Origin of the sequence: Pseudomonas gorinensis, assembly GCF_042015035.1 — a bacterium.
GTDB lineage: Bacteria > Pseudomonadota > Gammaproteobacteria > Pseudomonadales > Pseudomonadaceae > Aquipseudomonas > Aquipseudomonas gorinensis.
On the sequence record NZ_CP167125.1, the window covers coordinates 788,155 to 814,083 of the forward strand.

Annotated in this window: 21 protein-coding genes; 4 read left to right on the forward strand and 17 right to left on the reverse strand. The window is 61.2% G+C overall.

Annotated elements, in window-relative coordinates:
• Positions 1 to 18: 18 nt before the first annotated feature.
• The 6 genes from AB7933_RS03555 to AB7933_RS03580 all read right to left on the reverse strand — a co-directional run bounded on the left by AB7933_RS03555 (position 19) and on the right by AB7933_RS03580 (position 6,469).
• Positions 19 to 543, reverse strand: coding sequence for a fimbrial protein (locus AB7933_RS03555; RefSeq protein WP_024072941.1), 525 nt, complete (start codon positions 541 to 543; stop codon positions 19 to 21).
• Positions 544 to 561: 18 nt separating this feature from the next.
• Positions 562 to 1,497, reverse strand: a complete 936-nt coding sequence (locus AB7933_RS03560; RefSeq protein ID WP_024072942.1) for a fimbrial protein — start codon at positions 1,495 to 1,497, stop codon at positions 562 to 564.
• Between the two features lie 56 nt (positions 1,498 to 1,553).
• Positions 1,554 to 4,058, reverse strand: coding sequence for a fimbria/pilus outer membrane usher protein (locus tag AB7933_RS03565; RefSeq protein WP_024072943.1), 2,505 nt, complete (start codon positions 4,056 to 4,058; stop codon positions 1,554 to 1,556).
• Between the two features lie 211 nt (positions 4,059 to 4,269).
• Complete coding sequence (locus AB7933_RS03570) at positions 4,270 to 5,037, reverse strand: fimbrial biogenesis chaperone (RefSeq protein ID WP_024072944.1); 768 nt, start codon at positions 5,035 to 5,037, stop codon at positions 4,270 to 4,272.
• Positions 5,038 to 5,045: 8 nt separating this feature from the next.
• The gene (locus AB7933_RS03575) at positions 5,046 to 5,822 is read right to left on the reverse strand and encodes a fimbrial biogenesis chaperone (RefSeq protein ID WP_024072945.1); all 777 of its coding nucleotides are present in this window, start codon (positions 5,820 to 5,822) and stop codon (positions 5,046 to 5,048) included.
• Between the two features lie 68 nt (positions 5,823 to 5,890).
• Positions 5,891 to 6,469, reverse strand: a complete 579-nt coding sequence (locus AB7933_RS03580; RefSeq protein WP_024072946.1) for a fimbrial protein — start codon at positions 6,467 to 6,469, stop codon at positions 5,891 to 5,893.
• 348 nt (positions 6,470 to 6,817) lie between these two features.
• On the opposite strand from AB7933_RS03580, the gene AB7933_RS03585 reads away from it, so the two are divergent.
• Positions 6,818 to 7,513 carry a response regulator transcription factor gene (locus AB7933_RS03585; RefSeq protein WP_041161082.1) on the forward strand — a complete coding sequence of 232 codons (696 nt, stop codon included), beginning with the start codon at positions 6,818 to 6,820 and terminating at the stop codon, positions 7,511 to 7,513.
• 17 nt (positions 7,514 to 7,530) lie between these two features.
• Here AB7933_RS03585 and AB7933_RS03590 read toward each other — a convergent pair whose 3' ends face one another.
• The 10 genes from AB7933_RS03590 to AB7933_RS03635 form a co-directional block, all read right to left on the reverse strand.
• Positions 7,531 to 8,151 (reverse strand): TetR/AcrR family transcriptional regulator, encoded by a 621-nt coding sequence (locus AB7933_RS03590; protein WP_024072948.1) that lies wholly within the window; start codon positions 8,149 to 8,151, stop codon positions 7,531 to 7,533.
• A 27-nt stretch (positions 8,152 to 8,178) separates the two neighbouring features.
• Entirely contained in the window at positions 8,179 to 9,861 is a 1,683-nt protein-coding gene (phaC, locus tag AB7933_RS03595; protein ID WP_024072949.1) for a class II poly(R)-hydroxyalkanoic acid synthase, read from the reverse strand.
• Between the two features lie 88 nt (positions 9,862 to 9,949).
• Complete coding sequence (phaZ, locus tag AB7933_RS03600) at positions 9,950 to 10,795, reverse strand: poly(3-hydroxyalkanoate) depolymerase (RefSeq protein ID WP_024072950.1); 846 nt, start codon at positions 10,793 to 10,795, stop codon at positions 9,950 to 9,952.
• A 147-nt stretch (positions 10,796 to 10,942) separates the two neighbouring features.
• Positions 10,943 to 12,622 (reverse strand): class II poly(R)-hydroxyalkanoic acid synthase, encoded by a 1,680-nt coding sequence (phaC, locus tag AB7933_RS03605; RefSeq protein WP_024072951.1) that lies wholly within the window; start codon positions 12,620 to 12,622, stop codon positions 10,943 to 10,945.
• A gap of 249 nt (positions 12,623 to 12,871) precedes the next feature.
• The gene (locus AB7933_RS03610; RefSeq protein WP_024072952.1) at positions 12,872 to 13,249 is read right to left on the reverse strand and encodes a gamma-butyrobetaine hydroxylase-like domain-containing protein; all 378 of its coding nucleotides are present in this window, start codon (positions 13,247 to 13,249) and stop codon (positions 12,872 to 12,874) included.
• A gap of 243 nt (positions 13,250 to 13,492) precedes the next feature.
• Complete coding sequence (gene hslU / locus AB7933_RS03615) at positions 13,493 to 14,830, reverse strand: ATP-dependent protease ATPase subunit HslU (RefSeq protein ID WP_024072953.1); 1,338 nt, start codon at positions 14,828 to 14,830, stop codon at positions 13,493 to 13,495.
• A 37-nt stretch (positions 14,831 to 14,867) separates the two neighbouring features.
• Positions 14,868 to 15,398, reverse strand: a complete 531-nt coding sequence (hslV, locus tag AB7933_RS03620; protein WP_010563201.1) for an ATP-dependent protease subunit HslV — start codon at positions 15,396 to 15,398, stop codon at positions 14,868 to 14,870.
• 257 nt (positions 15,399 to 15,655) lie between these two features.
• Positions 15,656 to 16,357, reverse strand: coding sequence for an SPOR domain-containing protein (locus AB7933_RS03625; protein WP_024072954.1), 702 nt, complete (start codon positions 16,355 to 16,357; stop codon positions 15,656 to 15,658).
• Between the two features lies 1 nt (position 16,358).
• Positions 16,359 to 18,095, reverse strand: coding sequence for an arginine--tRNA ligase (argS, locus tag AB7933_RS03630; RefSeq protein ID WP_024072955.1), 1,737 nt, complete (start codon positions 18,093 to 18,095; stop codon positions 16,359 to 16,361).
• Positions 18,096 to 18,205: 110 nt separating this feature from the next.
• Positions 18,206 to 20,425 carry a primosomal protein N' gene (locus AB7933_RS03635; protein WP_024072956.1) on the reverse strand — a complete coding sequence of 740 codons (2,220 nt, stop codon included), beginning with the start codon at positions 20,423 to 20,425 and terminating at the stop codon, positions 18,206 to 18,208.
• Between the two features lie 280 nt (positions 20,426 to 20,705).
• Here AB7933_RS03635 and rpmE point away from each other — a divergent pair, with 280 nt between their 5' ends.
• The 3 genes from rpmE to AB7933_RS03650 all read left to right on the forward strand — a co-directional run bounded on the left by rpmE (position 20,706) and on the right by AB7933_RS03650 (position 23,210).
• Complete coding sequence (rpmE, locus tag AB7933_RS03640; RefSeq protein ID WP_005784030.1) at positions 20,706 to 20,939, forward strand: 50S ribosomal protein L31; 234 nt, start codon at positions 20,706 to 20,708, stop codon at positions 20,937 to 20,939.
• 14 nt (positions 20,940 to 20,953) lie between these two features.
• Positions 20,954 to 21,760: a thermonuclease family protein gene (locus tag AB7933_RS03645; RefSeq protein ID WP_024072957.1), complete on the forward strand. Its 807-nt coding sequence runs from the start codon at positions 20,954 to 20,956 to the stop codon at positions 21,758 to 21,760.
• Positions 21,761 to 21,941: 181 nt separating this feature from the next.
• The gene (locus AB7933_RS03650; RefSeq protein WP_024072958.1) at positions 21,942 to 23,210 is read left to right on the forward strand and encodes a malic enzyme-like NAD(P)-binding protein; all 1,269 of its coding nucleotides are present in this window, start codon (positions 21,942 to 21,944) and stop codon (positions 23,208 to 23,210) included.
• A 211-nt stretch (positions 23,211 to 23,421) separates the two neighbouring features.
• On the opposite strand, the gene AB7933_RS03655 is transcribed toward AB7933_RS03650, so the two are convergent.
• Positions 23,422 to 25,884: a penicillin-binding protein 1A gene (locus AB7933_RS03655; RefSeq protein ID WP_370531104.1), complete on the reverse strand. Its 2,463-nt coding sequence runs from the start codon at positions 25,882 to 25,884 to the stop codon at positions 23,422 to 23,424.
• Positions 25,885 to 25,929: the final 45 nt, after the last annotated feature.

Below are 25,929 nucleotides of genomic sequence, written 5' to 3' on the forward strand. Positions count from 1 at the left end.
CAGCCGCTTAAGTCGCCATCAGTTGTACGTGATCGATACGGTCACCGCGCTGGCCAGGGTTCCCTGGGTGATCGCACCGATTTTATAGTAGGCCGCGTTGAGCGGTATGACGGCTTTTTTGTTGCTTGTCGCAATCGTCCGGCTGCGCTGAGCGGCGGTGCCGTTGGCAGGGATGGCATCAACAGAGGTCGCACGATGTGCCAGCCAAAGAGCCGTGCCGGCCGACGTTCCGGTATTGGCAAACAGTGCAGCGTTCCCGGTGGATGGGGTGCCGGCGAACAGGAAAACCACGTTGCGGATGTCCGATTCGCAGTCGGCGGATATTTCGAAGTCGTGCGAGCCTGCCGAAGCACTCTTGTCGAAGTCTGAAATCTTGACGGTTGGCAGCGTAATGGTGCGGTTCACATCGCCGGCCGCCAGGTTACAGGTGCCGGCGTTGACCTGGCCGGTAAAACGCAAGGTGCCTGTCGTTGCGGCCTGGGCCGTGATGTGGACAAGGCTCGCCGTAATAACCAGCAGCAGGGGCAGGGGTGGGATCTTCATCGGGTCGTTCTCAGGGTTTCAGTTGTAGGTAATGTTGACGGTGGCGGTACTCACCAGCGTGCCTTGGCTCACCGTACCGTTTTTGTGATAAGCGGCACTGAGCGGCAAAACTGCACGGTTGCCGGAAACCGCCAGCGTGCGCTCGCCATTGATGCTGATGTTCTGGGGCACGCCATTGATGCGTGAGTACAGCCACAATGCGACGCCCTTGGCCGTGCCTGTATTGGCGAAGAGCGCGTTGTTCCCCGATGCGGGCGTGCCGCTGAAGCGGAAGGTGACGTTGGCGGCATTGCTGCAGTTGGCGATCAGTTCAAAGTTGTGTGCGCCCGCATGGACGGCCTTGTCCAAATCGCTGACCTTGATGGCGGGAAGTGTAATCGTGCGGTTTACGTCGCCGGCTGCCAGGTCGCAGGTGGCCGCGGGCCTGATAAAGCGAACCGAGTTGCCCAGCATCAGGGTGAATTTGTCTGGAACGCTGCCCCATCTGTCCGACCAGAGGAACCCGCCAGGCACTGTTCCGTCTGTGACAGGACCGGTTTTGTAGAACAAGGCCTCTGCGGCGATGAAGCTGGGAACCCGCCCAGGGGGTATCGCGCCTGTTTGGCTATGTAACCCAAAGGTTGCGGGGCCTCCATTGGCCCATTTCAATCTGACGTGCAGCCCAACCCCCGGCGCCTCGGTTTGATAAGCGCCTGTTGCCGGGTCTGTTTGGCGTGGGTATCGGCCGATGATTGTTCTCAGGGTCGGCCCGCAATCGGCAAAAAAGGCTTCTGACGTACCGCTGAATGTCTGGCGGGTGATGACACTCCCGACAGGCAGATTGTCCGGTACGGTGATAGTCGTCGGCATGTTCAGCGTCAGCGTTGCATCGGGATACCGGGTGCATGCCGCTTGCGCGGCGATTGGCAGCGCAAGGGTCGCGAGGGTCGAAACGAGTTTGGTGGAATGTTTCATCTTCAGTCCGCTAGGAGAAATAGAGGGGCTGCGGCAACATGCTGGCTTGCGCCCGATCAACCGCTCGTATGGGTTTTGCAAGTGCCTGCGTCCAGATGGCGCAAACGCGCTGAGCCATTCGCCTTCGGCCCTGTGCCCAGGCGGTATTGCAGCCGGCAAGAGTCCTCGGTATCGCCCCCCCATTTGACGGTTAACCGCCCCTGCGCACGCGCCACTCGCACAAAGGCTTTACCGCCCTGGCCGACAATGCCGACGCTGGCGCCGTCTTCATCGAATACGTCCGAACCGAACGGCAGTGGGCTGGCATCGTCGCGCAGTGCCGTGATCAAGATGGCTTGACCGCTGACGGTAGCGAACTGCAGCTTCACCACTGAACCGGCACGCGGTGCGACGTTTTGCGCAGCGGTCTTGAGTTCCACATCCACCGATAGGTCTTTGGGGTCGAGTTCCACCGCGTTCTGTCGATACGGCGTGAGGTGGGGCACCACGGCAAAGCCGCTCCGGCCGACCTGGGCGCTGTGGTTGCCATTGATCCGCGCACCCTGGGCATCCGGCGCCTGGACGACACCGATGGTGTCGCCCAGCTCCGGAGCGAAAGTCACGCCCTCTGCATGGGCAACGATACCGCCGGTCATGCCGAGCGACATCGCGCGGTAGGTGTTGCCCTGCCCGAAACCGGCGGACACCACCCCCTGGCTGGTCTGGTACTTCGCGTCAGCGCTCGTCGCCGTACTGGCACCCTGTACCCGGCTGGCCCCTATCCCGTAGGTGAACTCGTTGCGCTCACCCAGAGTGCCGCCCAGGCTCAACCGCTCGCCGTCGCCTTGGTTGCCGCGATACGCGGTGGTGGTCAAGGTCGGTGTGCGTGCGCGGCTGCCCAAGGGCAGGCTCAGGGTCAGCTCCAATTGCTGGTCGATCCGCTCACTGAGTAAGTCCTTGGTGCGCTGGGCGCTGACGGTGTAGTGCAGGCCCTTCCAACTGCCCGTGTACCCCGTGGTGAACGTCAAGTTGCCGCTTTTGCGGTTCCAATAGTTCTGCGACGAGCCGGTAAGGTATATCGATCCGTTGCCCAGGCTTTGATTGAGGCTGATGTCCATCCTGTCGCGCAAACGCGATACGTGCTCCAGGTTGCCTCCGTCTATGGCCAGGTCGCGAACCCGGGCGGCATCGGCAGCGCTCAGGAAACCTTCGGTGGAGTAGCGATAGGCGCCGAGGGCAAAGTGGGTGCCGGTCTCGGTGAAGTTCTTGCTGTAGCGCAACTGCACGCTTCGTCCGTCACGGGACCCGTGGCCCGGCAACGTTGCATTCGAATGGGTCAGGTCAATGGACAGCGCGCCAAACGGGGTATTGAACGCTGTACCCAACAAATGGGACCGGTAGTCTTCGCCCAGCACCGCGCCGGTATAGCCGGTCAGCAGGTTGCTGAGGCCATGTTGGTAAGTGGCTTGCATCAGCTTGGGTGGGTGGCGCAGGCCAATTTCATCCAACTGGCCGACACTCAGTGCGTAACGGTGATAGCCCGTACGCAGCAGGTTGGCGTTGGCGGCGAACGGAACGATGAACTCGCGTTGACGACCATCGGCCTCGGTGATCGTAACGGTCAGATCGCCACCATAGCCGGTGGGAAACAGGTCGTTGAGCACGAAGGGGCCAGGGGCGACGGAAACTTCATCCAGCAACACCCCGCGCTGGCGCACCGTGACCCGCGCATTGGTCTCGGCGATGCCACGCACGACCGGCGCAAAACCTGTCTGGGAATCCGGCAGCATCCGATCATCGCTGAACAGGCTGACCCCCCGCAGGCGCACACTGTCGAACAGATCGCCTGGCGTGTAGGTTTCTCCCATCATCAACTGTGACTGGAGCGGGCTCAGTTCCCGCTGCACATAGGTGGCACTGCTTTGGTACTTCGAGGTGGAGTCGGTGCGGTTGAAGCTGGCGTTATGACGCCAGTGCCAATCGCCCAGGTTGAGCCCGGTGTTCAGCCCCAGGTATTGGGAGTCGAGCGAGCGGCCATTCGTACGGGTCACAAACGTGTTGGCGTTGTAGCGTACAAAGGCGGCGTCGATCCCACTGTCCCAATGTTGTGGGTCGACATAGCCCCGCGCCTTGCGCGCCAGGTAGATCTGCGGAACCTGCAGCGCCAAGCGGTTTTCGCCGGCGTCGAACTGGCTGCTGCTGCCCGGCAGGTAGGACGAAATATCATCGCAGCTGGCAAAGGTACGACGCGGTGCTTGAGCGGGTTCGGTGGGTTGATTGTGCGGCGCATCCACCTGGATTCCAAACCGCAGAAGCGCTTCGCGCTCCAGGCACATTTGTGCAGAGTCTCGGCCTTGCACCGCAACGAATGACAGGGTTTCCCGCCCGATCCACTGACCGTTCAGATAAATATCGATGCGGTAGCTTCCGGGCAGAACAACGTTGCCCTGGCTGAACTTTGAAATATCAACCTGTCGGCCTCTGACGGCATCTGGGAAGAAGGCGGGGTTGAATTCGACATTCTCGACAGCGCCTGCACCCCAGGCGTGAGCGCTGGTCAGCAGTATCAGGCCACGCGCCATGAACGGTAATCGACGACGTATCAGGGACCCGTTTCTCACCCTGGCGGGCGTGTTCAAACTCATGTTTGGCATTCTCAAAAAAAGGTGCTGTCCGAATATGGGCAAAGGGAAGCCCTGCCCTGAGCAATGGGCATCAACCGAACGTAGGTAATGAAGTGGGCTGCGTGACCCGCCAGGCGATGGCGGCTCGCGAGGCGGCGGCGTCAGGTGGTCATGTGGAGACCTTGGCGCGGTGAGAGACCGTTACTCCGAAGTCATCCAGCGTCTGAAACTCCACGGTTGCCGCGCTGCCTGGCGGCGACTTGAGGTTGGGCAGTTCAAAACGGCTGCGACCGCCGGGCATCACCATATTCGCGGTGCCTGAGGTGGAGGCCTGGTGGGTAGGGCCGTGCTGGGCCTCGAGCAGTTGGACCTGTTCGAAAGTCACGTAGTAAGGCGTGGGGTTATAGACCTCCAGGACTTGGCCTTGCTCGGTCAATTCGCGACGCCATTGCAGTTTTCCGGGTGCGGCGTCGGCGCCGTAAGGCAGGTTGGGCGGACGGAAAAACAGCTTGATCCGAGAGCGGAAGGCGAGCTGCAACTGGTTGCTGTGTTCGGGGCCTTGCGATTGGGCGGGTACCTCGAGCACATTGAACCAAAACAGGCTTTCCTGGGCCGACGGCAAGGCCTCTCCCGTATACGCCAGGCGCATGACCTGTTGTTTGCCTGGCTCCATACGAAAAATGGGAGGGGTGGCAATAAAAGGAATGCCGGTCAGGTCCGGTGTCGAGTGCTCGTCGCCCTTGTCCAGCCAGGCCTGGATCAACACCGGTGCCTGATTCTTGCTTTCAAGCCTGACCGTCACCTCCTTGGCGTGCTGCGGGTAGACAATACGGGTGTTGTCGATGACAACACTCGCGTGTGCGGCAGTGCTGCCCGACAGCACGAAAACCAAGGCCATGAACTTGACTGACAAGTATGAAATGGAGCGCGCGTTCATCTGGGTATTCATCTGGCGGCTGGAGGGGCAAGGGGGGCCGAGTGGCGCACGCGGGCACCGAAGTCACTGACGCTGGTGAACTCGACTTCTGCCACATCGTTGGGGCGACTGCGCAGCAGCGGCAGTGCAAACAATTTGATGTCACCGGCCGGCATGAGCAGGCCATCGTTGGCATCCTTGTTTGCCGCTTTGCTGAAGCGTTTGCCGCCGCTCAGCAAGTCAACCGAGGTCAGGGAGATATGGTAGGGCGTCGGGTTGGTCGCTTGCAGCGCATAGCCCTGCTCGTGGGCCACCAGTGCCCATTGCAGTTTTGATGGGGCGCTGCTCACCGGGTAGGGCAATGCATCGGGCCGCAGGAACACGCGCACGCGGGTACGGAACGCCAGTTCGATCTGGTTGTTTTGTTCTGTATTGGCGGTGCGCGGCGGTACTTCCAGCACATTCAGCCAGTACAGGCTTTCGCGATCGGCAGGTGCTGGTTCGCCGGAGTAGCGTAGGCGCAACGCCTGTTGCTGATGCGGCTCAATGCGGAAGATCGGCGGCGAAAGGGTGAACGGCGTTTGCGTTGTGCTCGGTGTTGAGTGTGGATTGCCCGTATCCAGCCAGGATTGCACCAGCGCCGGACGGCCTCCCTTGTTCTCCAGGCGCACGACGACCTCTCGTTGTTCCGCCGGGAAGATCACGCGGGTACCGTAAATAATCACGCCGGCATGGGCTGGGGGCGCTAGCGGTGGGAGCAACCCAAATCCACAGGCTACAAATGCGAGGCAGACCATTCTTTTCATGGTGTCAGAGGTCTCTTCGGGTCAGGGGAGGACCTGCCTGACGGCTGCAGGTCCGTTGTCTACACACCTTAATCGGCGTACACGATCGTAAAGCCGACCCGAGTCTTGACCGTACCTTCAGTGGACGCGCCGCTGGCATACATTTGTGCGGCCAGTGGGATCAATGCCTGGTTGTCGGCGATTACCACGCCTTCAGATTTTTCGGTGTATACGTTCAGGGGCGAGCCATCGCGTTTAGTCACTTCAACCTGTACGTTCTTGGCATTGGTTGTGTCGGACGGGTCATCATGGCCATCGATGTTCAAACGGCCGGTCGCCACATCAATGGCGGGGCTGGTGGGATCGAATGCAACCATGGCGGTGCGACCGTTGGTGCAGCTGCCTTCGCCAGGCGCGCCAATGCGAATGGTGAAGCCTGTGAGGTTGGCGCGATCACCCGGTTTCGCCAAGCGCGCGGCAGAAACCCCGCCCAGGTTGACGTCCTTGACCACAGCCCCGGTGCCCGGTGCCGCACCCTCGACCGTGCAAGTCACATCGGTGACCAGGCCGCTGAAGTTCATAACGCCATCTGCAGCGTGCGCGCAGTGTGATACAGCAACAGTCAAGGCCAATGCGGCCGCGACAGTAGATAAAACATTTACGTTCATGACATTTCCACTGATGAATGACAGGTGTTGCCAGCCACGGGTTGAAACACAGCATGTGTTGAGTGGCGGGTGGCTGTAATTTGTATCTAAACGTGAATGACTTCTATAGGAGCGTGACGAGTTTTAGTTCGAAATTGTTCGAAAGCATGCTGTTTTAGTTAAATTTTTTTTCGGCTGTAATTTGGGTTTTTACTGTTCTATTGGGAATATTCTTTCAGTTGTTTCTGTAGGAAGTGGCGGGGCTTATTGCGTGCCTGTATTGAACCCTGTGCATGGCTGGGCTATACCGGGCTAGAAACAATGGGTGATTGTGGGTTCGATGCTGCATTTATTCATGCGGGTATCTTTATGCCGACTTCAAGTTCCAATCCATATACCGTCGTTCTGTTGGATGATCATGAGATGGTTCGGCAGGGGATCGAGTTGGGCTTGAGAAAAGAGGCCGACCTCAGCGTGATCGGCTCCTTCGGCACGGGGAAGCAATTGCTGGAGGCGCTGACCCTGCGGCCGGCGGATGTGGTGGTCATGGACTTTATTCTGGCGCCGTCGGAAATCGACGGCCTCAGTTTGATCCAGACGTTGAACCGACGTTTTCGCCAGTGCAGGCCCTTGATTGTATGTTCACACTACACGCCCGCCACTGTTTCAATGTCTTTGAAGGCGGGTTGTTGGGGGGTACTGGGCAAAACCCAGAACATGAGCGAGTTGGTTACGGCGATTCGAACGGTGGCCCAGGGGCGTATTTATCTGCACCCCTGCATGATGCCAGCGTTGCAGGGTATGCAATCACTTATTGATGTTGCCCATAAACCGTCGAACATGGAGTTTTCAACTTCGTCATGGTTGAACGCCTGCCTTACGCCAAAAGAGCAGGAAGTTCTGCGGTGTTTTCTGGATGGGATGTCTGTGAATTCAATTGCGGCAAAGTTCTCGCGCAGCGTCAGTACCATCAGTACACAAAAACAATCGGCGTATCGAAAGTTGGGCATCAAGAGCGACAGCGAACTGTTCAGGTTTACCCAGCAGTTCGGGGAGTTTGGCTGACCGTATTGAACACTCCGTTAAACCGCATCCTCCAGATAACGCAGCGCCAACCGCTCGGTCGCCTGTCGTGTCGGTAGCAGCAGATGGGGGGCCACCAGCATCATGATTTGATATATCACCACCCGTACCTCCCCTTCACGATCGAGAATCCGTTGATAATCCAGGGAGAACAGCAGGGTCATGGTGATCTGTTCCACTAATTGCCCCAGCGCCTGGGTATCGCTGACCAATTGCCCCGCAGCCTTCAAGTGCGCAAGCAGCGATGCAAGGGTGCGCTTGAGCGCGGTGAGCAGGTTGCGAATGCCCTTGGCCAGTTTCGGCAGGCGCCCCGCCAGGTTTGACAGATCCTGGAACAAAAAACGGTAGTGAGCCATATGCTCGATGATCAAGTGCAGGAACAGCCAATAGTCCTCGGCTTCCAGTTGGGCGTCTGCCGGTGGGTCGAGCAGGGGCATCAGCTCACTCTGGAAGCGCTCGAACAGCCCGAGCACCAGTGGCTCCTTGCCATGGAAGTGGTAGTAGAGGTTGCCGGGGCTGATCCCCATTTCATTGGCCACCTCCATGGTCGACACGTTCGGTTCGCCCTTCTGGTTAAACAGCTGCAGGGCGCATTCAAGGATACGGTCGCGGGTCTTCATCCAGTCTTCTTAATGTGATCGTTGAGCTCAGCGCACGCGCACGTAAGTGCCCGGCGCCGCTTCCATCGGTGGGTAATTCTGGTTGCCCAGGGCGGTGAGGGTTTCGCGCTGTACGCCTGAGCGTTGCTGGATCCACTCCAGCCACTGCGGCCACCAACTGCCCTCGACGTGATTGGCGTCGTAGTACCAGGCCCGTGGGTCGCTGCTCAGCTTGGGGTTCTCGACATAGTTGGCCTTGGGGTTACCCGGCGGGTTGAGGATGCTCTGGATATGCCCGCTGTTGGACAGCACGAAGCGCCGGTCGCCGCCGAGCAACTGGGTGGAGCGGTACACCGCGTCCCACGGCGTGATGTGGTCGTTGATCCCGGCCACGCTGAAGCTGTCCACCGTGACCTTCTGCAAATCGATAGGCGTGCCGCATACCTCCAGGCCACCGGGGTGGCTCAGGGGGTTGTGCTTGAAGAAGTCCAGCAGGTCGCCATGCAGTGCGGCGGGCAGGCGCGTGTTGTCGTTGTTCCAATACAGGATGTCGAAGGCCGGCGGTTCCTTGCCCAGCAGGTAATTATTGATCCAGTAGTTCCAGATCAGGTCGTTGGGACGCATCCAGGCGAACACCTTGGCCATGTCGCGGCCCTCGAGCACGCCTTGCTGGTAGGAACGGCGCTTGGCGGCTTCGAGGGTTTGTTCGTCGGCGAACAGGGTGGCGGGGCTGTCAATCTGGCTGTCCAGCAGGCTCACCAGGTAGCTGGCGCTGGAGATGCGCCGCAACTGGCGCTTGGCCTGCAAATGGCCTTGCAGGGCGGCAATGGTCAGGCCCCCGGCGCAGGCGCCCATCAGGTTGACTTCGCGGGCACCGGTGATGGCCCGGCAGACGTTGAGCGCTTCCTCCAGCGCCGCCACATACGTGGACAAGCCCCATTCGCGATGACGCACATCCGGGTTGCGCCAACTGACGATAAAGGTTTGCAGGCTGTTCTTCAGTGCGTATTGCACAAAGCTGTTGGTCGGGCTCAGGTCGAAAATGTAGTACTTGTTGATTTGCGGCGGCACGATCAGCAGCGGCTTGGCGTACTGTTTTTCGCTCATGGGCTTGTACTGGATCAGCTCCAGCAGCTCATTGCGAAACACCACCGAGCCTGGGGTCGTGGCCACGGTCTTGCCGACTTCGAACGCCTGCTTGGTCACCTGGCGCGGCAGGCCGTTGTTGTGCAGCAGGTCGTCGAGCAGGTTGCTCACGCCGCGCACCACGCTGTTGCCGCCGGAGTTGAGCAACTCCTTGACGGCCAGCGGGTTGAGCAGGGTGTTGGAGGGGGAGACGGCGTCGTTGAGCAGCGAGAAGGCAAAGTGCGCACGGGCCCGGTCGTCGCTGCTCAGGGTGCTGTCGTCGATCCAGTGGCGGACTTCTTTCTGCCAGCTCAGATAGGCCTGCAGGCTGCGTCGGTAGAAGGGGTTGAGCGTCCAGGTCGGGTCCGTGAAGCGGCTGTCGCGCGGGTTGGGCTCATGCACGGTCTCACCCAGCAGCACGCGCCCCAACTGACCGCCCAGGGCCAGGGCGTGACGGGCGGTATGCAGGGGGTTACGCCAGCCGTGGGCGGCAACGCTGCGCAGGGTCGACAGCAAATCCCGACCGCGCAGGCCGGTGATCGCGTTTTGCGCGTTGATGAACGCGGCGGGGGTGGGCGCCGGGTTCGTCACGGGTCTTTCTCGCATGAGCCAACACTCCTTCGTCAAGCCATCAACAGGCACGCCAATTCAGAACCATAGTCGGTTCTCGGCAAGTTGCGCGGCGGTGTGGTCCTTACACCGCTGGTCGCGGGTGAATCACGGCCCGCATGCGCTCCTCCTCGAGAAATTTCATGATGATCGGTGCCACGGCTTCAGCCCGGGTGATCAGGAACAGGTGGCCGTCATCGATGATGTGCAACTGTGCGTTGGGAATGCGCCAGGCCAGCATGCGCATGTTGACCAGCGGGATCAGCGGGTCGTCGTCCCCGGCCAGCACCAGGGTCGGCTGGCGGATCTTGTGCAGCCAGTGGATGCTGGTCCAGCCCAGCCCCGCGAACAGTTGCCAGTAGTAGCCCAGCTTGCCGGCCGAGCGCACTTTGCTGGCGTGCTCGGCGGCCAGTTTCGAGTCGCGGCGGAACGAGCCGCCATAAATCATCGGCGCAATGCGCACCACGTGGGACGGTTGGATATACCGCCGGGGGCTGGCCATCAGCCACAACACTTTCGGCTTGCCCGGCACCATCACCGCACCGGCGGCGGTGGCAGCGAGGATCAGCTTCTTGCAACGCTCCGGGTAGTCATAGGCAAATTGCTGCGCCAGTGCGCCGCCCCAGGACACACCCACCACATTCACCTGGCCATAATCCAGGTAATCGAGCATGCGCGCGGTGAGCTTGGCCAGGCCAGGGAAACGATACGGCCGTTTGGGCGTGGACGAACCGCCCACCCCCGGCACATCGAAGGCAATCACTTCCAGGTCCGGGTCCAGGGCCTGGACGAACGGAAACACCAGCTCAAGGTTGGCGCCGATGCCGTTGAAGATCAGCAACGGTGTCAAGTGGGGCTTGCCCGGGCGTACCGCCGTGCGGATGGTCTGGCCATCCAGGTCGATGGTACGGAAGATGAACGGTTGCGGCATGCTCAAGCCCTGTGAAGTATTGCAGTCCGAGTGAGGTCAGTGTGGGAGGGGGCTTGCCCCCGATGGCGGTGTATCAGTCACCACAGGATCAACTGGTCCACCGCTATCGGGGGCAAGCCCCCCTCCCACATTTGAACGCATTTCAATCTAGCGTTCGTGCACATAGGTGCCTGGCGCCGCCTCTGCTGCGGCGTAGGTTTTATTGCCTAATGTTGTCGGAGCCTTCTTCAGCTTGCCCGCTCTTTCCGCCTGCCACGCCTGCCAATGCAGCCACCACGAGTCAGTGTGCTTGGTCGCATTCTCCTGCCATTCAAGCGGCTTGCCCGCCAGGCTGTCGCTGGTCTGGTAGCGTGCCTTGGGGTTGCCCGGTGGGTTGAGGATGCTCTGGATATGCCCGCTGCTGGACAGCACGAACTCTACTTTGCCGCCAAACAGCTGCGCCGACTTGTAGCAGGACTGCCACGGGGTGATGTGGTCGTTGGTGCCGGCCAGGGAGTAGATGTCGGCGGTGACCTGCTTGAGGTCGATCGGTGTACCGCACACTTCCAGGGCGTTGGCGCGTACCAGTGGGTTGTTCTTGAACAATTCGATCAGATCGCCGTGGAACGCGGCGGGCAAGCGCGTGGTGTCGTTGTTCCAGAACAGGATGTCGAACACCGGCGGCTCGTTGCCCAACAGGTAGTTATTGACCCAATAGTTCCAGATCAGGTCGTTGGGGCGCATCCAGGCAAACACCTTGGCCATGTCGCGGCCTTCCAGCACACCGGCCTGGTAGGAGTGGCGCTTGGCCGCTTCCAGGGTCTGCTCGTCGACGAACAGCGCCACCTGGGTGTCCAGGGTGGTGTCCAGCACGCTCACCAGCAGGGTCAGGGCGTTGACCTTCTTCTCACCCAGCGCGGCATAGTGGCCCAGCAGGGCGGTGCAGGTGATGCCGCCGGAGCAGGCGCCGAGCATGTTGATGTCTTTGCTGCCGGTAATCGCCGTGACCACGTCCACCGCTTCCTTGAGCGCCTCGATGTAGGTGGACAGGCCCCACTCGCGCTGGGCCTTGGTCGGGTTGCGCCAACTGACGATAAAGGTCTGCTGGCCATTGCGCAGGCAGAAGCGCGCCAGACTCTTATCCGGGCTCAGGTCGAACACATAGAATTTGTTGATCTGCGGCGGCACCACCAGCAACGGGCGCTCATGCACCTGCTCGGTGATCGGCTTGTACTGGATCAGCTCCAGTACGTCATTGCGAAACACTACCGCGCCTTCGGTGGTGCCCAGGCTCTTGCCGACTTCAAAGGCGCCCATGTTGACCTGGCTCGGCATGCCGCCGTTATGCACCATGTCCTTGGCCAGGTGGGACAGGCCATCGAGCAGGCTCTTGCCGCCGGTTTCGAAGAAGCGCTTGATTGCCGCCGGGTTGGCCGCGCTGTTGGTGGGGGCCATGGCTTCGGTCATCAGGTTGATCACGAAGTGGCCGCGACTGATGTCCTGTTCCGACAGGTTGCTGTCGCCGATCCAGTCGTGCAGTTCCTTGCGCCACGCCAGGTAGGTTTGCAGGTAGCGTTTGTACAGCGGGTTCTGGCTCCAGGCCGGGTCGTGAAAGCGACGGTCATCGTTTTCGGGTTGCAGCTGCGATTTGCCGAACATCACGTTCTTCAATTCAACGCCAAAATGGGCGACGTGCTTGACGCTGTGCAACGGCTGCTTGATGGCTTGGGTCAGCACCATCTTGGCCGAGGCCAGTAAATCCTTTTTACGTAACGCGATGATCGGGTTGAGCCCCAGGGTGTTTTCCGAGGCCTGGCGTTTCAAGTCATCGTTATTCTTGTTACTCATCTACGACGCTCCATTGTCCGAAAGACGAGTACCGGGTACCGCTGCGCACCAGTTTTCGATACACAACACAAGCCAGGTACTGCGACTCGGGTGACCGTTGATACCGCATCGTCAAATGCAGGGAACTTGCCAGTTCCATTGGTTACCCGAGTTTAATTTTTTTCGCAAGCGGGCCAATCGTTGGCCACGCGACAGGGCATTCAAGCAGATGAAATTAGAAAATGCCCTCTAAAGAGCAAGAAGCCTGGGCTAGAGCATCAGCCGTACGACCGACTGACTCGGGTCGCGGGTTTTGCCGGCTGCCTTGAGCTCGGCGAGGTAGTCAGCCCACAGTGCGTCCTGACGCACGGCCAATTGGTAGAGGTAGTCCCAGGTGAACAGTCCGCTGTCATGTCCGTCGTCGAAGGTCAATTTCAGTGCGTACTGGCCGGCCGGTTCGACCTTGCTCAAGCGCACGTTGAGCTTGCCGAATTGCAGGATGGGTTTGCCGTGGCCCTGGACCTCGGCGGAGGGCGAGTGAACCCGTAGGAATTCGGCGGGCAACCGGTAGGCCTCATCGGGCCCGTAGGTGAGGCCGAGGGTGTTGGAGGTTGTGTGCAGGTTCACAGCAGTGGGAAATTTGGACATTGATGATGATCCTGAATAAACCGGCTCAAAATGTGGGAGGGGGCTTGCCCAAATGCCGTACATCGACTTCTGTAGGAGCGAGGGGGACGCCTAGTTCTTGCTCGCGAAAAACGTCAACGATGACGCGCGTGTCCTGAATGAACGCGGCGCTTGTGAGTTCTTCGCGAGCAAGCTCGCTCCTACAAAAAAAGCCTTAGGGCAAGCCCCCCTCCCACATGAAAGCAAAGCGATCCTGTATATGGCTTACAGGATATAACGAGACAGATCTTCGTTCTGCGCCAATTCACCCAGGTGGCTGTTGACGTAGTCGGCATCGATCTTGATCGTTTCGCCATTCTGCGCACCGGCCAGGTCACCGGCGCTGAAGGACACTTCCTCAAGCAGGCGCTCCAGCAAGGTGTGCAGGCGACGAGCACCGATATTCTCGGTCTTCTCGTTGACCTGCCAAGCGATCTCCGCCAGGCGCTTGATACCGTCCGGCAGGAACTCGATGCCCAAGCCTTCGGTTTTCAGCAGCTCACAGTACTGCTCGGTGAGCGATGCATGCGGCTCGCTGAGGATGCGCTCGAAGTCGCCTGGGGTCAGCGCCTTGAGTTCCACGCGAATCGGCAGGCGGCCTTGCAGCTCCGGCACCAGGTCGCTTGGCTTGCTCAGGTGGAATGCACCGGAGGCGATAAACAGGATGTGGTCGGTCTTGACCATGCCCAGCTTGGTGTTCACGGTGCAGCCTTCGATCAGCGGCAGCAGGTCGCGCTGTACGCCTTCACGGGACACATCGACGCCGCCGGAGTTACCGCGCTTGGCGACCTTGTCGATCTCGTCGATAAACACGATGCCATGCTGCTCGACCGCTTCCAGGGCCTTGGCCTTGAGCTCTTCCTCATTGACCAGGCGCCCGGCTTCTTCGTCGCGTACCAGCTTCAGCGCTTCTTTCACCTTGAGCTTGCGGCTTTTCTTCTTGCCCTTGCCCATGTTGGCGAACAGGTTCTGCAACTGGCTGGTCATTTCTTCCATGCCAGGCGGCGCGGAGATGTCGACGCCGGACACTTCGGCGATTTCGATCTCGATTTCCTTGTCGTTCAACTGGCCTTCGCGCAGGCGCTTGCGGAACAGCTGGCGGGTGTTGGAGTCCGAGGCCGGTGCGGCGTCTTCGTTGAAGCCCATGCGTGCCGGCGGCAACAGGGCATCGAGGATGCGTTCTTCAGCGGCGTCTTCGGCGCGCAGGCTGACCTTGGTCATTTCCTGCTCGCGCAGCAGCTTCAGGGCCGCGTCGGCCAGGTCGCGGATGATCGACTCGACATCGCGGCCTACATAGCCGACTTCGGTGAACTTGGTCGCTTCGACCTTGATGAACGGTGCATTGGCCAGTTTGGCCAGGCGCCGGGCGATTTCGGTTTTACCGACGCCGGTCGGGCCGATCATCAGGATGTTCTTCGGCGTTACTTCAACGCGCAGTTCTTCGGGCAGTTGCATGCGGCGCCAGCGGTTACGCAGCGCAATGGCAACGGCGCGCTTGGCATCGTCCTGGCCGATGATATGGCGATTGAGTTCATGGACGATTTCGCGGGGAGTCATGGACATAGTGTGTGCGGCCCTCAAGCGGGAATAAGCCTACGGCTTACTCGGCGAGGTCCTGCTCCTCAATGGTGAAGTTGTGGTTGGTGAATACGCAGATATCGCCCGCGATGCCCAGGGCGGTCTCGACGATTTCGCGGGCCGACAAGTCGGTTTTTTTCAACAGCGCGCTGGCCGCCGCCTGGGCGTAGCCACCGCCGGATCCCATGGCGATCAGGCCATGTTCAGGCTCAACCACATCGCCATTGCCGGTGATGATCAGCGACGCGTCTTTGTTCGCGACGGCCAGCATGGCCTCGAGACGGCTGAGGGAGCGGTCGGTACGCCATTCTTTGGCGAGCTCGACGGCGGCACGGACGAGGTGGCCCTGGTGTTTTTCCAGTTGGCCTTCAAAACGCTCGAACAGGGTGAAGGCGTCGGCGGTGGCACCGGCGAAACCGGCGAGCACCTGGCCGTGGTACAGGCGACGCACTTTTTTCGCGTTGCCTTTCATCACGGTATTGCCCAGGGAAACCTGGCCGTCGCCACCCATGACGACTTTGCCGTGGCGACGTACTGAAACGATGGTGGTCAAGGGGAGAGTCTCCACGCAGCGGGGCGAAAATGCCCGGATGGAAACTCATATGGGGGTGGCGGGGGGGATTTCAACCGTAGGGGTTTATGGCGGACGAGTGGCGTTTATCGGTCTGACACACTTTCGAGAACACCCAAGAACCAATGTGGGAGGGGGCTTGCCCCCGATAGCGGAGTGTCAGTCAATCAATCTGGTGACTGATACACCGCCATCGGGGGCAAGCCCCCTCCCACATTTTGATCGAAGTTGAGTCCGAATCAGCGGCTCTGGCGTTGTTGTAACAACAGGTTGCTAAAGCCCGCGCCCGCCAATTGTTTCTGCGCCACGGTCAGCTGTTCGCGGTTGCTGAACGGCCCCACCAGTACGCGATACCAGGTCGCATCTTTCACAGTGCCGGATTCTACCGTCACCGACTGTCCCAGCAGGATGATCTGCGCACGCACACGATCCGCATCCGCCTGTTTCGGGAAGGAGCCCGCTTGCAGGAAGAACTTGGTCACCGGCGCTGCCTTGGTCTCCGCAACCGGTGGTGCTGGTGGCGGGGTGATCCCGGCCAGCGCGGCCTGGGCCCGGGCGGTGTCGATTTTTGCCGCTTCCGCCGGGGTTACCGGGGTGGTCGGCACTTGTGGCGTCGGCAGGGTTTTTTCCGGCACGGCGTCAGGCGGCACGATCACTTCCGATTCCGGCAGCAACGTATAGAAGTCGTATTTCGGCTTCACCGGTGCGGTCGGACTTGGCGTGGTCTTGTTGGCCTCGGCGATTTTCGTGGCTTTTTGCTGCTCCTGCTTGACGCGTTTGACGTCATCGCCCTGGCCTGGGTCCAGCTTCATCAGGAACACGATAAACGCGCCGACCGTGAGGCCGATGGCCATCCACAGCCAGCCCGGAATGGGCTTCTTTGCCGGTGCCTGGTAGCGGCTGGCGCCGCGCTTGGGGGCAGGTTTTTTCTTGGCGGCCAACTTACATACGCTCCAGGGTTTCCAGGCCTAACAGTTCCAGGCCTTGCTTGAGGGTCCGTCCAGCCAGTGCGGCGAGGCGCAGGCGACTTTGCTTGTGGGCTTCGTCGTCGGCGCTGAGGATCGGGCAGTTCTCGTAGAAGCTGGAGAACAACCCGGCCACTTCGTACAAATAGGTGCACAGGATATGCGGCGTGCCTTTCTCGCCGACGCTGTTCAGCACTTCGCCGAATTGCGCCAGCTTGGCGCCCAGCTCCTGTTCCTGGGGGGCTTCCAGCACGATCTGCCCTTGCACTTCGCTGAAATCCTTGCCCAGCTTGCGGAACACCCCGGCCACGCGGGTGTAGGCGTACAGCAGGTACGGCGCGGTGTTGCCTTCGAAGTTGAGCATCAGTTCAAAGTTGAAGCTGTAGTCGCTGGTGCGATGCTTGGACAGGTCGGCATATTTCACCGCGTCTATGCCCACCACACGGGCGATGTTGCGCAGATCGGCCTCGGCCAGCTCCGGGTTCTTTTCCTTCACCAGGGTGTAGGCGCGTTCCTGGGCTTCGGTCAGCAGGTCGATCAGCTTCACGGTGCCGCCGTCGCGTGTCTTGAACGGGCGGCCATCGGCGCCGTTCATGGTGCCGAAGCCCATGTGTTCCATGTGCATCGGGTGGGTGACGAAACCGGCGCGGCGCGCCACTTCGAACACCTGCTGGAAGTGCAGGGCCTGGCGCTGGTCGACGAAATACAGCGCACGATCCGCCTTGAGCACGCCGCTGCGGTAGCGCACGGCGGCCAGGTCAGTGGTGGCGTAGAGGTAGCCGCCATCGGCCTTGACGATGATCACCGGCAGCGGCTCGCCATCGGCGGTCTTGAATTCTTCGAGGAACACGCACTGCGCGCCATTGCTCTCGACCAGCAGGCCCTTGGCCTTGAGGTCGTTGACCACGTTGATCAGGTCGTCGTTGTAGGCGCTTTCGCCCATCACGTCGGCCATGGTCAGCTTGACGTTGAGCAGTTCGTAGAGGTGTTGGCAGTGGGCCAGCGAGATATCGCGGAAGCGGCTCCACAGTTCCAGGCATTCCTTGTCGCCGGCTTGCAGCTTGACCACCAGGCCACGGGCACGGTCGGCGAACTCTTCGGATTCGTCGAAGCGCTTCTTCGCGGCGCGGTAGAAGTTCTCCAGGTCCGACAGCTCGTTGCTGGTGATCGGGTTTTCCTGCAGGTAGGCCATCAACATGCCGAACTGGGTGCCCCAGTCGCCCACATGGTTCTGGCGGATCACGGTGTCACCGAGGAACTCCAGTACCCGCGCCACGCCGTCGCCGATGATGGTCGAACGCAGGTGACCCACGTGCATCTCCTTGGCCAGGTTCGGCGCCGACAGGTCAATGACCACACGCTGGGTATCACCCGCTTTGCGCGTGCCGATCCTGGCATCGGCCAGCGCGGCGTCGAGGCGCGAGGCCAGGGCCTGGGTGTTCTGGAAGATATTGATAAAGCCTGGGCCAGCGATTTCGGCCTTGCTCACCTGTGGGTCGGCGGGCAGCGCGGCGATGATTTTCTCTGCCAGGTCGCGCGGCTTCATGCCGGCGGGCTTGGACAGCATCATGGCAATGTTGCTGGCGAAGTCACCGTGGGTCTTGTCGCGGGTGTTTTCCACCTGGATCGCCGGCGTCAGGCCTTCAGGCAACACACCTTCGTTGACGAGTTGGGTGAGGGCTTGTTGGATCAGCTGGCGAATGGTGTCTTTCATGGTGTTCTCTTTCGACCGCAAGCGGCGGTGCGCGATGCGCAGGTGGAAAAACTGGGCATTATCCGTGGCGAGGGCGGGCTTGCCAACCTTCGCAGGACCTATGGCCAGGCTTAATACAAATCTACCGGGTCTACATCCAGTGACCATCGCACCTGGCGGCCGCTGGGCATTTGCTCCAGCGCAAGTAACCAGCTACTTAATAGCCGGTGCAGGGGCGCGCGGGAGATGGCTTGCAGGAGTAGTTGAGCGCGATAACGTCCGGCGCGGCGCTCCATGGGGGCGGGCACGGGGCCGAGCAATTCGATGCCGCCCAGGCCCAGTTCGCCGAGCAAGCGTTCGGCAGCGCTGCACGCTTCATCCAGAAAACCTTCGGCCTGCCCCGGCTTGTGGGCTTCGGCGCGCAGCAACGCCAGGTGCGCAAAGGGCGGCAGGCCAGCGGAGCGGCGTTCACTCAGCGCCTGCTCGGCGAAGGCGAAGTAGCCTTGTTCTGTCAGTTGAATCAGCAGTGGATGGTCGGCCAGGTGTGTCTGGATGATCACCTTGCCCGGCTCCTCAGCCCGCCCGGCGCGCCCGGCGACCTGCACGATCAGTTGTGCCATGCGCTCGCTGGCGCGGAAATCGCCGGAAAACAGGCCGCCATCGGCATCCAGGATCGATACCAGGGTCACCCGGGGAAAGTGATGGCCTTTGGCAAGCATTTGCGTGCCCACCAGGATGCACGGCTGGCCTTTCTGGATCGTGGCGAACAGTTGGTTCATCGCGTCTTTGCGCGAGGTGCTGTCGCGATCGACCCGCAGTACCGGGTAGTCCGGGAACAGAATGCCCAGGCGCTCTTCGGCGCGCTCAGTGCCGGCACCCACCGGGCGCAGGTCGACCTTGCCGCACTGCGGGCAGTGGCGTGGCACGCGCTCCACATGGCCGCAGTGGTGGCAGCGTAGTTCGCCATGGCGCTGGTGGACGGTCATGCGCGCATCGCAGCGCTCGCACTCGGACATCCAGCCGCAGTCATGGCACAGCAGCGTCGGCGCAAAGCCACGGCGGTTGAGAAACACCAGGACTTGCTGGCCGGCAGCGAGGGTCTGGCCGATGGCCTGCTGCATCGGGCCGGAAATCCCGCTGTCCAGCGGTCGGCTTTTCACGTCCAGGCGCAGGAAGCGGGGCTGTTTGGCGCCGCCGGCCCGTTCATTCAAGCGCAGCAGCCCATAACGACCGGTGTAGGCGTTGTGCAGGCTTTCCAGGGACGGCGTGGCTGAGCCCAGCACGATCGGGATGTCTTCCTGGCGGGCGCGCACCAGCGCCAGGTCGCGGGCGTGGTAGCGCAGGCCTTCCTGCTGTTTATAGGAGCCGTCGTGCTCCTCGTCGATGATGATCAGCCCGGGATTTTTCATCGGCGTGAACAGCGCCGAACGGGTGCCGATAATGATGTCTGCTTCGCCGTCCCGCGCCGCCAGCCAGGACTCCAGGCGCTCCCGGTCGTTGACCGCCGAATGCACCAGGGCGATACGCGCGTTGAAGCGTTGCTCGAAACGCGCCAGGGTCTGCGGGCCCAGGTTGATTTCGGGGATCAGCACCAGCGCCTGCTTGCCGGCTTGCAGGGTTTCGCGGATCAGCTGCAAATAGACTTCGGTCTTGCCGCTGCCGGTGACACCGGCCAGCAGGAATGCGTGGAAACAGTCGAAACCGGCGCGAATGGCTTCGTACGCGGCGCGTTGTTCGGGGTTGAGCGGCAATTCCGGCTGGGCCAGCCAGTGTTCGTGGCGTGGGTCGGGGGCGTGCTTGCGGATTTCCACTTGCACCAGGCCCTTGGCCAGCAGCAGGTCGAGGCTGTCTTTGCTCAGCATCAGTTTGCTTAATAGCTGATGCGCGACGCCATGGGGGTGCTGGGCCAGGGTGGCGAGGGCTTCACGCTGGCGCGGGGCACGGGCGATGCGTGGGTCGTCAAGGCGCGCGCCGGGCACCATCGACCAGAAGCGCTCCTGGCGCGCCTCGGCCGGCTCGCCCTGGCGCAGCAGTACGGGCAGCGCCCAGCTCAATGTGTCGCCCAGGCTGTGCTGGTAATACTGGGCGGTCCACAGGCACAGCTTGAACAGCGCGGGCGGCAGAGGCGCCGTGGCATCAAGGATGGCCACGGCGGGCTTGAGTTTTTCGGCGGGCACTTCGCTGTGGTCGGCGACTTCCACCAGGATGCCGATCATCTCCCTGCGGCCAAACGGCACGCGCACGCGCATGCCCGGCTGCAACTGCGCGCGCAGCACACCGGCTGGGGCCCGGTAGTCGAACAGGCGGCGCAGGGGCGAGGGCAGGGCGAGGCGCAGGATGGCGTCGGGCACGCGGGGGGTCTCATCTATAAGGGCAGGCGGTGGCGCAGGGGCGGGAGACTAGCAGACCGGCGGTGAGCATGCAGCACTGCGGTGCCTGCATCGCGAGCCAGAGCGCTCCCGCAAGGGCCAGGCTATGCCGTTGTTTTCTGATGAAAGGCGCTTTTATCTTTACCGGCGACGGGCGTCGACGCTTGCGCGTTTAAAAAGGTCTGGTAGAATCCGCGGCCTAATTACGTGCGGTATTCGACAATAGTGTCGAGTGGCGGCACGCTAGCCCGAGGAAGTCACCATGAAAGCCGATATCCATCCAGCGTACGAAACCATCGAAGTAACCTGCAGCTGCGGCAACAAGTTCGAAACTCGCTCGAACCTGTGCAAGCCACTGGGTACTGACGTATGCAACGAGTGCCACCCGTTCTACACCGGTAAGCAGAAAACTCTGGACACCGGCGGCCGTGTACAGCGCTTCGCAGATCGCTTTGGTGCTTTCGGCAAGAAGCCTGCTGCTACTCCAGCAGAGTAAGGCTCAAGGGCCTTATGGGCTTTTGCCAGCTGTTGAAAAAGGCGTCCCTTGTGGGCGCCTTTTTTGTGCCTGGGATTTGGCTGTCGGCGGCCCAGGCCCAGGTGTTCTGCCCCGCACCGGCGGCCCTGGCGCGCGTAGACGTGCAGCGCGTGGTGGATGGCGACACGGTGCGCCTCGAGGATGGCCGCAGCGTGCGTATGATCGGCCTCAACGCGCCGGAAATCGGTAAGAAGGGCCGCCCCGACGAACCTTTTGCCGTTGCCGCCCGCCTGCGCCTGCAGACACTGGTGGACGCCAGTGAGGGGCGCGTGGGCCTGGTGCCGGGGCGTGAGCGCAAGGATCATTATGGCCGCACGCTGGCCCACCTCTATGGTGCCAACGGCGAGAACCTGGAGGCGCAACTGCTGGCCGACGGCCTGGGTTTCCAGGTGGGCGTGGCGCCGAATGTCGACCTTGTCACCTGTCAGCAGGCGGCGGAAGACAGCGCTCGCCAGGCACGCCTGGGGGTGTGGCACCAATCGCCGGTGCAAAGCGCGGAGCAGCTCAAGCGTTCCGGGTTTGCCGTGGTCGGCGGCCGGGTCAGCAGGATAGAGCGCAATCGCGGCGGAATCTGGATTGAATTGCAAGGGGCGCTGGTATTACGCATTGCGCCCGATTTGATCAGTCAATTCGACACGACGCTGCTCGATGGTCTGCAAGGCCGCTCGATCGAGGCGCGTGGCTGGGTACAGGATCGTGCGCGACGTGGCGGCCTGAAAAGTGGACAGGCCCGTTGGCTCCTGCCACTGACCGCCCCCGGCATGTTGAAAACCACGCCTTGAGAAAAAATTGTAGACATTTTTTGTGTCGATTGTGAACAGTTAAGCCCTTGTATCCCGTGGCTCTTGGCCGAAAGTCTTAGTGCAGGGCCCTTGACACCGGTGACTGCCCAGTCTTGTAGGGACTTTGCGACACGAGTATCCTCGGCGGTCCGTCGACCAACAGTAAAAGCGGAATGCCGATATGTCTGATTTGAAAACTGCCGCTCTCGAATATCATGCCCATCCTCGTCCAGGAAAGCTGAGTGTAGAGCTCACCAAGGCCACTGCCACTGCCCGCGACCTGTCGCTGGCCTATAGCCCTGGCGTTGCCGAGCCCGTACGTGAAATCGCCCGCGACCCTGAGCTGGCGTACAAGTACACCGGCAAAGGCAACCTGGTTGCAGTGATTTCCGATGGCACCGCGATCCTTGGCCTGGGTAACCTCGGCCCATTGGCCTCCAAGCCAGTCATGGAAGGTAAAGGCGTGCTGTTCAAGCGCTTTGCCGGCATCGACGTTTTCGACATCGAAGTCGATTCCGAAAGCCCGCAGGCTTTCATCGACACCGTTAAGCGCATTTCCATCACCTTCGGTGGCATCAACCTGGAAGATATCAAGGCACCTGAGTGCTTCGAGATCGAAAAGGCCCTGATCGAGCAGTGCGACATTCCGGTATTCCACGATGACCAGCACGGCACCGCGATCGTTACCGCGGCCGGCATGATCAACGCCCTGGAAATCGCTGGCAAAACCCTGGCTGACGCCAAGATCGTCTGCCTGGGTGCTGGCGCTGCGGCCATCTCCTGCATGAAGCTGATCGTCAGCATGGGCGCCAAGCTGGAAAACATCTACATGGTCGACAGCAAGGGCGTGATCCAGTCCGAGCGTACCGACCTGAACCAGTACAAGGCGATGTTTGCCCACCCGTCCTCCAAGCGCACCTTGGCTGAGGCCCTTGACGGTGCCGACGTGTTCGTCGGCCTGTCCGGCCCGAACCTGCTGAGCGCTGAAGGCCTGAAGGCCATGGCGGCCAACCCGATCGTGTTCGCCTGCTCCAACCCGGACCCGGAAATCGCCCCGGAGCTGGCTCACGCCACCCGCGACGACGTGATCATGGCCACCGGCCGTTCCGATTACCCGAACCAGGTCAACAACGTACTGGGCTTCCCGTTCATCTTCCGTGGTGCCCTGGACGTTCGCGCCAAGCGCATCAACGAAGAAATGAAAGTGGCTGCTGCAAACGCCCTGCGTGAACTGGCCAAGCTGCCAGTCCCTCAGGATGTGTGCGATGCCTACGGTGGCGCCAAGCTGGAATTCGGCCGTGAGTACATCATCCCGAAACCAATGGATAAGCGCTTGATCACCGTGATCTCCGATGCCGTGGCTAAAGCCGCCATCGAGACCGGTGTGGCGACCCTGCCGTATCCGAAGAACTACCCGCTGCAAAGCGTGGATGATGTGTTCAACGGCTAAGCCGTTGTAGCACACCAACAAAAAGCCCCGGCTCTCACGAGTCGGGGCTTTTTGTTGGGTGACAGTTATCTGAAGATTTTAGAAGGCCCAAATGTGGGAGGGGGCTTGCCCCCGATGGCGGTGTGTCAGTCACTCGATGAGCTGGCTGGTCCACGGCTATCGGGGGCAAGCCCCCTCCCACATTGGGTTCTGCGTAGGCTTGAGGCCCAGGTCAGAACAAATCGATCGGCGCCGCCTCATCCGCCGGCAGCGGGCTGCCCGGTGCAACGCCATTGCCCAGCTCGTTGACCGAGGGCGGGGTGTCTTCGCTCTTGAACAGCTCGAAGTACGCATTCGGGGTGCTCGGCGATGCCGCACGGCCACTCACCGGGTCGATCCGCAGGCTCAGGATGCCTTCAGGTTCCGGTTGGGTATGCAGCGGTTTGTCCTTCAATGCCGCGCCCATGTAGCTCATCCAGATCGGCAATGCGACGGTGCCACCGAACTCGCGGCGGCCAAGGCTTTCCGGTTGGTCGAAGCCCGTCCAGACGGTGGTCACGTAGTCGCCGTTGTAGCCGGAGAACCAGGCATCCTTGGATTCGTTGGTCGTACCGGTCTTGCCTGCGATATCCGCGCGGCCCAGGGCCAGGGCGCGGCGGCCGGTGCCCTTCTTGATCACGTCTTCGAGGATGCTGTTGAGGATATAAGTGGTGCGACCGTCGACCACGCGCTCGGCCACGGCGGGTACCTGTGGGTCGGTGGCGGCGGCGCCCGGTGCTACGGGGGCGGTGCCTGGGGTCGGCTCGATGGTGATACCACCGTGGCTCGGCGCCGCAATGCCATCGCTGGCTGCCACGCCGTTGACCACGTCACCCGGCACGCGTGGCGGGTTGGCGGTGAACAGGGTATCGCCATTGCGGCTTTCGATCTTGTCGATCAGGTAGGGCGTGATCTTGTAGCCGCCGTTGGCGAAGGTGCTCCAGCCGGTGGCGATTTCCATCGGCGTGAGGGTCGCGGTACCCAGGGCCAGGGACAAGTTGGGTGGCAGGTCCGACTTGGCGAAACCAAAGCGGGTGATGTAGTCGATGGTCTTGCCTACGCCCATCGCCTGCAGCAGGCGGATCGACACCAGGTTGCGCGACTTATACAGCGCCTCGCGGATACGAATCGGGCCGAGGAACGTGTTGGTGTCGTTCTTGGGGCGCCAGACCTTGTCCAGGTACTCATCGACAAACACGATCGGCGCGTCGTTGACCAGGCTGGCGGCGGTGTAGCCGTTATCCAGTGCGGCGCTGTAGATGAACGGCTTGAAGCTCGAACCCGGTTGGCGCTTGGCCTGGGTCGCGCGGTTGTAGTTGCTCTGCTCGAAGGCAAAGCCGCCGACCAGGGAGCGGATTGCGCCGTTCTGTGGGTCGAGGGACACCAGGGCGCCCTGGGCCACGGGGAGCTGGCTGAACTTGAGGCTGTCGTCTTTCTGGCGTTGCACGCGGATCAGGTCACCCACCTGCGCCACGTCTGACGGCTGCTTGGGCATTGGGCCCATGCTGTTGGTATTCAGGAATGGGCGTGCCCATTTCATGCTGTCCCACGCGACATGGGCTTCGCCGGTACGGGTCAGTACCTGCAGGCCATCCTTTTGCACCTGGATGACGATGGCCGGCTCCAGGCCGCTGATTGCGCGCTGCTTGCCCAGCTCGGCGGTCCAGGCGCTCAGGGTCTTGCCCGGCAGGCGCGACTCAGGGCCGCGATAGCCGTGGCGCTGATCGTAGGTGATCAGGCCGGAATGCAACGAGGTATTCGCGATTTCCTGCAAGTCGCTCGACACTGTGGTCGTGACGCGGAAACCTTCGGTATAGGCATCGCTGCCATAGCGGCCGACCATCTCGGCCCGCGCCATCTCGGCGATATACGGGGCGTTCACTTCCGGCGTCGGCACGTGGTAGCTGGCGTTCAGCGGCTCGGCCACCGCACTTTCATAGGCGGCCTGGTCGATCTTGCCCAGCTTGTACATGCGGCCCAGGATCCAGTCGCGGCGTTCTTTACTGCGCGCCGGGTTGGCCAGGGGGTTGAAGCGCGACGGCGCCTTGGGCAAGCCGGCAATCATCGCCATCTGCGCCAGGCTGGCGTCACGAATCGACTTGCCGTAGTACACCTGGGATGCGGCTTCGATGCCGTAGGCGCGGTTGCCCAGGTAGATCTTGTTGACGTACAGCTCGAGGATTTCGTCCTTGGTCAGCTGACGTTCGATCTGTAAGGCCAGGAGAATCTCGGTGGCTTTGCGCGAAAAACTGCGTTCGCTGGTGAGGAAGAAGTTCTTCGCCACCTGCATGGTGATGGTGCTGCCGCCGGATTGAATGTGTCCGCTTTTGACCAACTGCGTGGCGGCCCGTACCAGGCTGCTGGGGTCGACACCGTAGTGGTTGGCGAAATTATCGTCTTCAGCCGACAGCAATGCGCTGATGAAATTGGGCGGGATGTCGGCGAAACGGATCGGGGTACGGCGCATTTCGCCGAACTCCGCGATCAGTTTTTCATCGCTGCTGTAGACCCGCAAAGGAATCTGCAACTGGATGCTTCTCAGGGCCTCTACAGAGGGCAAACCCGGACTAAGGTAGAGGTAGGCCCCGCTGAGTACGAGCAGTAGCCCGCAGACGATCGCGATGATGGAGTACCCGAAAAACTTCAGCAGACGAATCAAGGCTTTTGGATTTCCAGAGAAAAGAATGAGTTAGGCGCCGGG